The 11,084-nt window shown below is 59.4% G+C and carries 9 protein-coding genes and 1 pseudogene; all 10 read left to right on the top strand.

Annotated elements, in window-relative coordinates; translation table 11 throughout:
- Nucleotides 1-332 precede the first annotated feature (332 nt).
- On the top strand, nucleotides 333-668 hold the full coding sequence (locus FHX16_RS31005; protein WP_183759282.1) for a hypothetical protein: 336 nt from the start codon (nucleotides 333-335) through the stop codon (nucleotides 666-668).
- 135 nt (nucleotides 669-803) lie between these two features.
- Nucleotides 804-1,010: a hypothetical protein gene (locus FHX16_RS31010; RefSeq protein WP_183759283.1), complete on the top strand. Its 207-nt coding sequence runs from the start codon at nucleotides 804-806 to the stop codon at nucleotides 1,008-1,010.
- Nucleotides 1,011-1,193: 183 nt separating this feature from the next.
- Complete coding sequence (locus FHX16_RS31015; protein ID WP_183759284.1) at nucleotides 1,194-2,000, top strand: pseudouridine synthase; 807 nt, start codon at nucleotides 1,194-1,196, stop codon at nucleotides 1,998-2,000.
- Between the two features lie 4 nt (nucleotides 2,001-2,004).
- Nucleotides 2,005-2,700, top strand: a complete 696-nt coding sequence (locus FHX16_RS31020; protein ID WP_183865150.1) for a phosphoribosyltransferase — start codon at nucleotides 2,005-2,007, stop codon at nucleotides 2,698-2,700.
- Between the two features lie 106 nt (nucleotides 2,701-2,806).
- Nucleotides 2,807-4,549 (top strand): SLC13 family permease, encoded by a 1,743-nt coding sequence (locus tag FHX16_RS31025; RefSeq protein ID WP_183865152.1) that lies wholly within the window; start codon nucleotides 2,807-2,809, stop codon nucleotides 4,547-4,549.
- An 81-nt stretch (nucleotides 4,550-4,630) separates the two neighbouring features.
- Entirely contained in the window at nucleotides 4,631-5,575 is a 945-nt protein-coding gene (locus FHX16_RS31030; protein WP_183759287.1) for a phosphoribosylaminoimidazolesuccinocarboxamide synthase, read from the top strand.
- A gap of 103 nt (nucleotides 5,576-5,678) precedes the next feature.
- Entirely contained in the window at nucleotides 5,679-6,281 is a 603-nt protein-coding gene (locus FHX16_RS31035) for a TetR family transcriptional regulator (protein WP_183759288.1), read from the top strand.
- A 137-nt stretch (nucleotides 6,282-6,418) separates the two neighbouring features.
- Nucleotides 6,419-7,636, top strand: coding sequence for an efflux RND transporter periplasmic adaptor subunit (locus FHX16_RS31040; protein ID WP_183865154.1), 1,218 nt, complete (start codon nucleotides 6,419-6,421; stop codon nucleotides 7,634-7,636).
- 43 nt (nucleotides 7,637-7,679) lie between these two features.
- Nucleotides 7,680-10,784: an efflux RND transporter permease subunit gene (locus FHX16_RS31045; RefSeq protein WP_016557260.1), complete on the top strand. Its 3,105-nt coding sequence runs from the start codon at nucleotides 7,680-7,682 to the stop codon at nucleotides 10,782-10,784.
- A 157-nt stretch (nucleotides 10,785-10,941) separates the two neighbouring features.
- Nucleotides 10,942-11,084, top strand: a pseudogene (locus tag FHX16_RS31050) (nodulation protein NodT); the annotation flags it as partial.

Raw genomic sequence — 11,084 nt, forward strand, 5'->3', positions numbered from 1 at the left:
CTTATAGATCCTACCCCTTTTCTAAGTCAACAGCGCAAAACAAAGTTTTTTGACATTTTTGTAACACACTGATTCGATTGACGGATTTTCGGGAGAGAGTTATTCACACGGCAGGATCGCGTGGGAGCGTACCTCGAAATTCCCTTACCGACAGGTCGAAGAGCGCCGTTCCCACCCCTCCAGATCCCTTACAGAACGCCCAAAAGCGGTGCCAGAGGGTTGAAAATCGACCAAAAAGGATCATTTGCCCCTCACGGCCCTGCAGATCCGACCACCCGGAACCTATCGCAGCTCTTTTGAGTTCTCGTTTGTGTAAAGGAAAGGAGAAAGACATGGCTGTCACCACCGACGACATCAAAGCTTCCGTCAGCAAGGACATCGCCGCGCTTCAGCAGGAAGTATCCCGCCTACAGAAAATGATCTCGGCGCAAGGAGCCGAAGCCTATTACGAAGTGCGCGAACGGGCCGGCAAGGCTTATGATGATGCCCTGCCCCGCGCAAAAGGCGCGGTCGCCCAGATCCGGGCTGAAGGTGTGGCGGCCGCAGGCGCCGCCCGTGAGCACGCCGCTGCGACGACGACCGCGTTGGCACTTGCCGCTGCGGTTGGCTTTCTAGCCGGCTATCTCCTAAGTGGCAGCCAGCAGCCTCCACGCCATTGGTGGCACTGATCGACGCCGGTAGGGCGCCTGCCTTTATATCGGGACCGCTTTGATCCGAAGATCAACGCGGTCCGTAATACTTTGGTCTTAGAAAAACCAAGTTTCGTCGTTACTAACGCCGCTGGAATAAAGGGAGGACTATTGATGGAGAGCAAGCAAGCACATTTTATAGTCGAAGTCAGTGTTGATGGCGTCAACGGCCGTAAGGCGGTAGGCATCATGAACATGCGCCAAGCCCTTGAACTGCCCGAATTGCCGTTCCTATCCTATACGCATCCCGATCCCGCCAAAGCGGCAGCGGGCATCGTTATCAGCCGCCAGGAGCTCGCCGGTTTCATGGCCCGCCACTGAGATGTTGCTGACCTAACCTGAAGACACATTGAAGATGGCGCCATTGGCGCCTTCTTGTTTCTTCAGCCTTCCCCTCGCCTCCAGATCGTCGTCTCGTTGTCCCCGGTTTTGATTGCCGCTTGCTGGCATAGTGCCCCTGTTCGTGTCATTACGACTTCTCCGAAACCGACAGGAATAAACAGGGTGAGGCAGCGGCGCCCAATACAGACATCGCGCGAGCGCACGAGACCAAGCGATGAAGCGCTGGCAAAGCGTGTGACGCTGCCGCGCGCGCTTTCAAAGCTCGGTTACTGTTCGCGAACGCAGGCTGAACGGCTGATCCTCGAGGGTCGCGTTTCGGTTGACGGACGGAAAGTCACCGACGTCTCCGCCTGGGTGGACCTGACATCGGCAAAGATCCGCGTCGATGGGACCAATGTGGTTGCCGAGGCGAAAATCTATCTCATGCTGAACAAGCCGCGCGGGCTGGTGACCACACGCGATGACCCGGAAGGCCGCCCGACCGTCTATGACTGTCTCACGGATTTCGATGTTCCGCACCTGTCGCCCGTCGGCCGCTTGGACAAAGCGAGCGAAGGCTTGCTGCTCTTTACCAACGACACCGTGTTCGCCCAGGCTCTGCTCGATCCCCTCACCCACGTCAGCAAGACCTACCATGTGCAGGTCAATCGGATCATGGACAGCGAGATGCTGGCCGAGATGACCTATGGCCTCCGTCACGATGGCGAGGTTCTCAAGGCGATCTCGGCAAGATCATTGAGGAACGGCGAAAAGAATGCCTGGATCGAGGTCGAACTCGATGAAGGCCGCAACCGCCAGATCCGCCGCATGCTGGAAGCGCTGGATATTGAATGCCTTCGTCTTGTGCGGGTTGCGATCGGAGATTTGGCACTGGGTGAATTGCCCAAGGGTGCGGTGCGCGCCTTGACGGACGCGGAACTGAAGGAACTGCGCAGGCGCGCGGGCATGGAAACGACGAGACGGAATTGACAGCATGACGGAATTGGCGGCACACGCGTTTTGGCAGAAGATCCACAATCCGGGCACCTTCCCGAGCGACGGCGATGTCTCGTCTTGCTATGTTGCCGAACTAGAGGATGGCCGACAGCTTCGCCTGCCGGTGCGCGTGCTGGCCGACGGGCAGCATGCCTTGGCGTCTCTGATCATCAACCAGGCAAGCTTCGCGGTCCTTGATGTGCTGGCTCAGTCCCTCGCCGAGAAACTGAAGAGCTTTCAGGTCGACGTTGTCGCCGGCCTGCCGACGCTCGGGCTGACCCTTGCCGCAGCCGTGGCGCAGAAGTTGGGGCACGCACGATATGTCCCCCTCGGAACGTCTCGGAAATTCTGGTACCGGGATGATCTTTCCGTTGCGCTCTCGTCGATTACCACGCCCACCCAACAAAAGCGTCTTTATATAGACCCGCGCATGTTGCCCCTCCTCGAGGAACGACGCGTGGCGCTGATCGACGACGTCATTTCCAGCGGCGCCTCGATCGTTTCGGGGTTGCAGCTTCTTGCCGGCTGCGGGATCGAGCCTGTTGCCATCGGTGCGGCAATGCTGCAGTCGCGCCGCTGGTGCGAGACGCTCGACGCTGTCGGTCCGCAATGGCGTGAGAGAACAGTGGGCGTGTTTTCTAGTCCAATGCTGGAGATTACCGATACCGGCACGTGGCGCCGGCCTGCAGCCTAGGTCAGGACCTGAGCACCTTGGCAGACCACCGACTGCAATATTTCGCTCTATACAGCGCCGACCGAACCGATACATTCTCGCGATGGATTGAGGTTCGGGGCAAACCATGACGTTCGAGCAAGCATCCTTGCTGATCCTGCTGCTCGCGATGCTCGTCCTGTTTTCGTTGGAGCGCTTCCGCATCGAGGTGATTGCGATTGCCGGGCTGCTCGCCGGATACGCCTTCCGCCTCTATTCGACCGAACAGGTCTTTTCCGGCTTTGCCAGCCCCGTCGTCATCACGGTCGTCGAGATCCTGCTGATCGTGCAAGTGCTTGCGCGGGCGCAAATCTTCGATCAGCTCGCGGATTTTTTCGTGAGAGCCAGATTTTCGAATACCGCTGTCATCGCCACCCTGTCGGGAGCGGCCGGTTTCATTTCCATCTTCATGAATGACATCGGCGCCTTTTCGATCGCCCTGCCGGCAACGCTGCGCGTGAGTGCCGCGCTCGCGATACCGAAACGGCAATTGATCATGCCGATTTCCTTTGCCGCGCTGTTGGGCGGAATCGTATCGTTGATCGGTACGCCGGCGAACATGCTCGTCAGCAATGCCTTGGCAGAGGCAAGCGGTACGGGCTTTCGGCTTTTCGACTTTGCCTATGTCGGCTTGCCGGTGGCGATCGTCGGCATCATCATGACAGCTTGGCTGGCGCCAAGGCTTTTTCCAAACGAGGAGAGCGATGCGCCTGAGCCCACCTCGTCGTCGAGACGCAGAATTGCCGAACGACGCATCCCGGCGGGCTCATCGTTGATCGGTACACGGCTTTCGGATCTGCCTGGTCGATTCTTACTGCAGCCGCATACGCTCATTCGTGATGAGAAGTTCCTTTTCGGCACGCCCGACAAACTCGTCGTCGAGGCAGGCGACCTGCTACTGGCAGAAGCGGACCACGCGGTCTTCGAGGGGCTGCAATCCGCCGGGACACTGCTTCGGCAACGACATCCGAGCCTGGCCGCTGCCGATCTCGACTATGTCGAGGCCGTCGTGATGCCTGAGAGCACGCTGATCGGCTCGCGACTGCATTCTCTCGAGGTATTCAGCAGCCGCGGCATCACGGTGTCGGCCCTCTCGATGCGCTCTCCGCGGATCGAGGGACGCTTCGCCGATCTGCAGCTCTCAATAGGCGACATTTTAGTGTTGGAGGGCGAGCAAGAAGCGATCGCCGAAGCGCTGGACGAATGCGAGTGTCTCCCGCTTGCGGCGCAGCGGCCGCCCCCAAAGTCGGCGTCCTGGCAGCCCTTTGCCATCTTCGCCGCGGGCGTCGCGGCAACGGGCTTCGAACTTGTCACGCCCGACATTGCCTTTGCCGGCGTCGTGCTTGTTCTGGCTCTTCTCAATTACCTGAACATTCGCCAGGCCATGGCGGACCTCAACTGGCCGATCATCATCATGCTTGGCGCGATGATCCCAATAGGTTCGGCGGTCGCGACAACTGGCACTGCCCAGGTCATCGCATCGGCGCTTGGTTCGATGGTGTCGCTGACCGAACCTGCCGTCGGGGTAGCGCTCGTCCTCTTTCTGTCGATGCTCCTGACCCCGTTTGTCAACAACGCAACCGTCGCGATCGTCATGAGCCCGATCGCTGTCGCCTTTGCAGCAACCGCGCATCATTCTCCGTCGGCGTACCTGATCGCAGTCGCCGCAGGCGCCTCACTGGATTTCCTGACGCCCTTCGGCCACCACAACAACACCCTGGCGATGGGCATCGGCAGTTACCGGTTCAGCGACTTCCTGAAAGCCGGCGCCCCGCTGACGCTGGTGAGCTATGGTCTTGCGCTTCTTCTTATCTATCTCTTCTGGCTTTAGTAGCGGCTCTGCTTGACATCCCCGGTGATGGAACTAGAGCAGGGGAAAGTTCACGAACAATGCATAAGGATGGTCGAGCCCGTGCGAATCCTCTCCGAAGCCCATTTCCCAGAGCTCCCCAATTACTATCGTGGCAAGGTTCGCGAGAACTATGACCTGCCGGACGGACGGCGCATCATCATCAGCACCGACCGACTGAGCGCCTTCGACCGCATCCTCACCTGCATTCCGTACAAGGGACAGGTTCTCACGCAGACGGCCCGCTACTGGTTCGAGGCGACGAAGGACATCTGCCCTAATCACGTTCTCGACTATCCCGATCCGAATGTCGTCATCGGCAAACGTCTCGATATCCTGCCGGTCGAAATCGTCGTTCGCGGCTATCTCGCCGGCACGACGGGCACCTCGATCCTCACTCTCTATAAGAAGGGCGAGCGTGAGATGTACGGCATGCGACTTCCGGACGGCATGCGCGACAACCAGAAACTCCCGACCCCAGTCATCACGCCGACCAGCAAGGAATTCGACGGCGGCCACGACGAGCCGCTGACGCCTGCCGAGATCGTCGAGCGCGGGCTCCTGACCAAGGAGCAATGGGAAACGCTTTCGCGCTACGCGCTGGCGCTCTTCGCCCGCGGCCAGGAACTCGCAGCCAAACAGGGTCTCATCCTCGTCGACACCAAATACGAGTTCGGCACGGACGAGAACGGCAATATCATCCTCGCAGACGAAATTCACACACCGGACAGTAGCCGCTACTGGCTTGCCGACAGCTATCAGGCAAGCTTTGAAGCTGGGACACGACCCGCAAGCTTCGACAAGGATTTCGTACGCGCCTGGGTCGCTGAACGCTGTGATCCCTACAAGGACGAAATTCCGGAGATCCCGGCCGAGCTAATCAAGCAGACCTCCGATGTCTACATCAAGGCCTATGAGACCATCACGGCGCAGCGCTTCGTTCCGGACGACAGCGACGCCACGCCGCTTGAGCGTGTCCGCAAGAACTTGTCACCCTACTTCTCGTAAAGCGTCGGGCAAGCAGTCTGCAACATTAGCTTGCAGGCATTCCGTCCTTGACGGTAGCATCGGGCCAAAATGAGATGCCGGCCACGAGCCGGCGGGGGAATGGATGGCACGCAGGCCAAGACGCAAGGCCGAGGAAACTCGCGAAGACATTCTGTCGATGGCAGAATTGTTGTTCCGTCAACGCGGCTTTGTTGCCGTTTCGATCGCCGATATTGCCGCTTCCCTCGGCATGTCGCCTGCCAACGTCTTCAAGCATTTCCGTTCGAAGACCGCCCTTGTCGACGCCATTGCAGAACGACACCTGGGCGACGTCGCGGACCGCTTTGCGGCCTTCGATGAAGGCTTACCCCCGAACGAACAATTGCTTCGCTTCGTCCTGCGTCTGCTCGATAGCCACCTGCAGGACATCCAGCAGAACCCCTACATCTTCGAAATGGTCCTGATGACGGTGCAGGCCAAGCTCGAGGCCGGCAATCGATATAGGGAGCGCATCGTCCAGAAGCTGGACGACATCATAAGAGAAGGTGTCGCCAAGGGACGCTATCGTTGCAGCAGCCCGAAGGATGCCGCCGCCACGGTTGCCGATGTCCTGGCGAGCGTCCTGCATCCCGTTCTGATCGCCCGTGACGACAAGGACACACTTGTCCACCGCGCAAAGCAGATCGTCATTTTCGTCGATGCCGCACTGCAAAATAGCGCTTGCTAAGTGACGATTCATAAATTACGTCACTTCGTAAAGTCTTTCTTAAATTCGGATCAGTGGCATTTGATTCTGGATCGATGATCGTACTTCATCGTTGAAGCAGGTCATTGGTTCGGACGCCACCGCACAAGGAATTCATTATGATACGGCGCATTTTCCTGGTTTCTTCCGCCCTTGCCATCGGCGGTGTGCTCGCCGCCTGCAGCGATAGCGGCAACAAGCAGGGGGCTGCCGGTGCTCCGGGCGCCGCGGCGCAGCAAGCCGCACCGGTTGGTGTCGTATCGCTCACGAAGGGCACCTTCCCCGTCACCACGATTCTGCCCGGACGCGCCGAGGCATCGCAGATCGCCGACATTCGTCCGCAGGTGAGCGGCATTATTCGCGAGATCCCTTTCAAAGAGGGTGGCGAGGTCAAGAAGGGCGACATCCTCTATCAAATCGAGGACGCTCCTTATCTGGCAACCGCCGCGCAGGCGCGTGCCGCCATTGCCAAGGCGGAAGCCAGCGTTCCGAGCGCCCAGAGCAATTTCGACCGCTATCAGCGTCTGGTCGGTTCCGGCGCGACACAGATCGAGCTTGAGACGGCGCGCACCAACCTGCTGCAGGCGCAAGCCGAGGTCGAATCCGCGAAGGCTGCCCTGACCGCCGCCGAGATCGATGTTGACCACACCAAGATCACCGCACCCTTCGACGGGGTCATCGACCAGACAGCATACAACGTCGGCAACGTCGTCGCTGCAAACCAGACGACGGCACTTACGACCGTTCGCCAACTCGATCCGGTCTATATCCTCCTGACGGAATCAAGCACCAATCTGCTGCGGCTTCGCGATGCGATCCGCAGCGGCGAGGTCAAGGGCAATCCCGGCAACGCCGCCTTCCGTCTCATCCTGGAGAACGGCAAGGAGTATGACCAGAAGGGCACGCTCGATATGTCGAAGTCCGTCGTCAGTGAGACGACCGGCACGTTCATTATCCGTGTACGTTTTCCGAACCCCGACCACGTCATCCTGCCGGGCATGTACGTCCGCGCCACGCTGGAACTTGGCGCCGAGCAGGGCTACGCGCTGCCGCAACTTGCCACCAGCCGCAACGCAAATGGCGAGTTGACCGCGCAGTTCGTGTCGGCTGACGGCAAGGTCGAAACCCGGATCTTCGAGAACGCGTCGCCCTCCAACAACGCCTGGCTTGTGACCGAGGGCATCAAGGATGGCGACCAACTGATCGTCAGCGGCCTGCAGTCGATCACGGCAGGCATGCCCGTCAAGCCAATGCCGATGAAGATCAATGACAAGGGCATCGTTGTGCCCGCTGACCAGGCCGCATCCGGTGAAGCGCAAAAGCCCGCCGCGAAGTAATCGCGACGAACCGTGATCAGAGCCGCACAGGAACAGTAAGCCAATGGCCAAGTTTTTCATCCGACGCCCGATCTTTGCTTGGGTCATCGCGATCACGATCATGCTCGCGGGCTTGCTCGCAATCTTCACGCTGTCGATTTCGCAATATCCTGACATCGCGCCAACCACCGTGCGTATCAACGCGACCTATCGTGGCGCGAGCGCCGAGACGGTCGAAAAGTCGGTGACGACGATCATCGAGGACGGCATGACCGGTCTCGACGACCTGACCTATATGACGTCGACGTCGTCGACCGGGTCTGCCAGTATCTCGCTGACCTTCGGCACCAGCGCCGACCCCGACATCGCGCAGGTTCAGGTCCAGAACAAGCTCCAGCTGGTCCAGTCCAAGCTGCCTGGTGATGTCATCGACGCCGGTATCAGCGTCACCCGCTCGACCTCGAGTATCCTGCTCGTCGGCTCGCTCGTTTCGACCGATGGCAAGCGCAGTTCGGTTGACCTCGGCAACATCATGTCGACCTCGATTGAAGACCAGATTCAACGTATCGAGGGCGTCGGCAGCATTAACATCTTCGGTTCCGGTTACGCCATGCGCGTCTGGCTGGATCCCTACAAGCTGTTGAAGTACCAGCTGACAACAGGTGATGTGACCTCGGCGATCGAGGCGCAGAACACTCAGGTTTCGGTAGGATCGCTCGGCGCTCAGCCGTCCGTCGACGGCCAGCAGCTCAACGTGACCATCACCGCGCAGAGCCAGCTCACCACGGTTTCCGACTTCGAGCACATCATTCTGAAGGTCGAGAAGGACGGCTCCACCGTCCGCCTCAGTGATGTCGCGCGCATCGAGATCGGCCAGGAAAGCTACGGCGGCTCATCGCGCTACAACGGCCAGCCGTCGAGCGGCTTTGCCGTCAACCTCGCCATCGGCGCCAACGCCATCGATACGGCCGACCGTGTCCGCTCCGCCCTCGACACGATCAGCCGCGGCCTGCCGGAAGGCGTGGAGATCACCTATCCCTATGACACGACCCCCTTCGTCGAACTGTCGATCGAGAAGGTCGTTCACACCCTGATCGAAGCCATCGTTCTTGTCTTCATCGTGCTACTGGTCTTCCTGCAGAACCTCCGGGCGACGATCATTCCGACGATCGCTGTGCCAGTGGTCCTGCTAGGCACTTTCGGCATCCTCGCGATGGCGGGATATTCGATCAACACATTGACGATGTTCGCCATGGTTCTCGCCATCGGCCTTCTCGTCGACGATGCAATCGTTGTCGTCGAGAACGTCGAACGCATCATGACGGAAGAAAAGCTTTCGCCACTCGAGGCGACAGAGAAGTCGATGGGCGAGATCACCGGCGCTATCGTCGGCATCGCCCTCGTTCTGACGGCGGTCTTCATTCCGATGGCTTTCTTCGGCGGTTCGACCGGCATCATCTATCGTCAGTTTTCCGTGACGATCGTCTCCGCGATGCTGCTTTCTGCGCTCGTCGCGATCGTACTGACGCCGGCGCTGTGCGCGACGATGCTGAAGCCGGTGAGCGAGCACAAGAAGCACCGGATCGGCGACTGGTTCAACCGCAATTTCACACGTTCTACCAACAGCTATGTCCGGTCCATCGGCTACCTGCTGAAGCGGCCGATCCGCGTCATGCTCGTCTTCCTTCTTATTGGCGTCGGTTGCGCTTATCTCTTCAACCGCCTGCCGAGTTCCTTTCTGCCGCAGGAAGACCAGGGCGTTCTACTCACCATCGTCACCACGCCTCCCGGCTCGACGACGCAGCAGACCCAGGCTGTGGTCGAAAAGGTCGAAAAATACTACCAGGAGAATGAGAAGGACGCCGTCCAATCCGTCTTTGGTGCGCTTGGCTTCGGTTTCAACGGCTCCGGTCAGAACAGCGCGATCGTGTTCACCAAGCTCAAGGATTTCAAGGAGCGCACCGATCCGAACCTGCATGCGCAGGCCGTCGTCACGCGCGCGCTCAAAACCTTCTTCACATACCGTGAAGCGCAGGTCTTCGCCCTGCTGCCGCCGGCCATCCAGGGCCTCGGCGTCTCGAGCGGCTTTTCCATGTATCTCGTTGACACCGGCGGTCATGGCACCGAAGCGCTCGATGCAGCGTCGAAGCGGCTGATCCAGATGGCCAACGCCAGCGGCAAAGTCGTGGCTCTGCGCAGCAACAACAAGGAAGTCGAGCCGCAGATGAAGATCGTCATCGACCAGGAGAAGATCGGCGCGATGGGCGTCGATATCACCGCGGTCAATTCGATGCTCTCGGTCATCTTCACAGGCCGCGACGTCAACGACTTCACGCTGAACGGCGAGATCAAGCCGGTTTACGTGCAGGGCGACGCTCCGTTCCGTATGCAGCCGAACGATCTGGATCATTGGTACGCCCGCAACTCGAGCGGTGAGATGGTGCCATTCTCGGCCTTTACCCGCACCGAATGGGTCAAGGGGGCTCCGACACTGGCGCGCTTCAATGCGGTGAGCGCCATCCCGCTCGACGGTGCCTCGGCACCCGGCGTCAGCTCCGGCGACGCTATGAACGAGATGGAAGCTCTGACAGCACAGCTGGGCGGTGGCTACACCGTGGCCTGGCAGGGCATCTCCTACCAGGAGCGCCTGTCCGGTTCGCAGGCGCCGATGCTCTATGCGATCTCAGTGCTCGTCGTCTTCCTCTGCCTGGCAGCGCTTTACGAAAGCTGGTCGATCCCGTTCTCAGTTATCATGGCCGTGCCGGTGGGTGTGCTGGGGGCTCTTGCCGCCGCTACGCTCTTTGGCCAGGCAAACGACGTCTACTTCAAGGTCGGTCTGTTGACGACGATAGGTCTAGCGGCGAAAAACGCGATCCTGATCGTCGAGTTCGCAAAGGACCGAATGGAAACAGGAATGGGGCTCTTCGAGGCAACGCTCGAGGCAGCGCGCCTGCGCCTGCGTCCTATCATCATGACGTCGCTTGCCTTCATTTTGGGCGTCGTACCGCTGGCGGTTGCGACCGGAGCGGGCTCGGCGGCACAGAACGCAATCGGCATCGGCGTGCTCGGCGGCATGCTTGCAGCAACCGCTCTTGGCATCTTCTTTGTGCCCTCATTCTTCGTTGTCATCCGCCGACTCTTCTCGCGGGCGCAAAAAAATGAAGCGTGAGTGTTGTATAAATGCACTGTGAGAAAATGAGACTCGTTGTTACATTGCCGCCAACTGCTTCGGGATGGTGTTTCTCGTACGAGCGAAGCGCGGCCGATAGCGAAGCATGAAGGCTTCTGACAAGAATAAATTTGGTCGAGTTACAGGAAGATTTTTAATGGCATCTTTTCGCTTTGCCTCTCCGGCGCTTCTGCTCCTACTCGCGGGCTGTGTGAGCGGCCCGGACCATGTTCCTCCGGAGATGCCGCTTCCGGCGAAGTTCAGCGAGGGTGGCGCCAAGGACATTGGCGACGTGTCGAC

It is taken from the genome of Rhizobium sp. BK661 (assembly GCF_024808825.1).
In the GTDB taxonomy this organism is placed as follows: domain Bacteria; phylum Pseudomonadota; class Alphaproteobacteria; order Rhizobiales; family Rhizobiaceae; genus Rhizobium.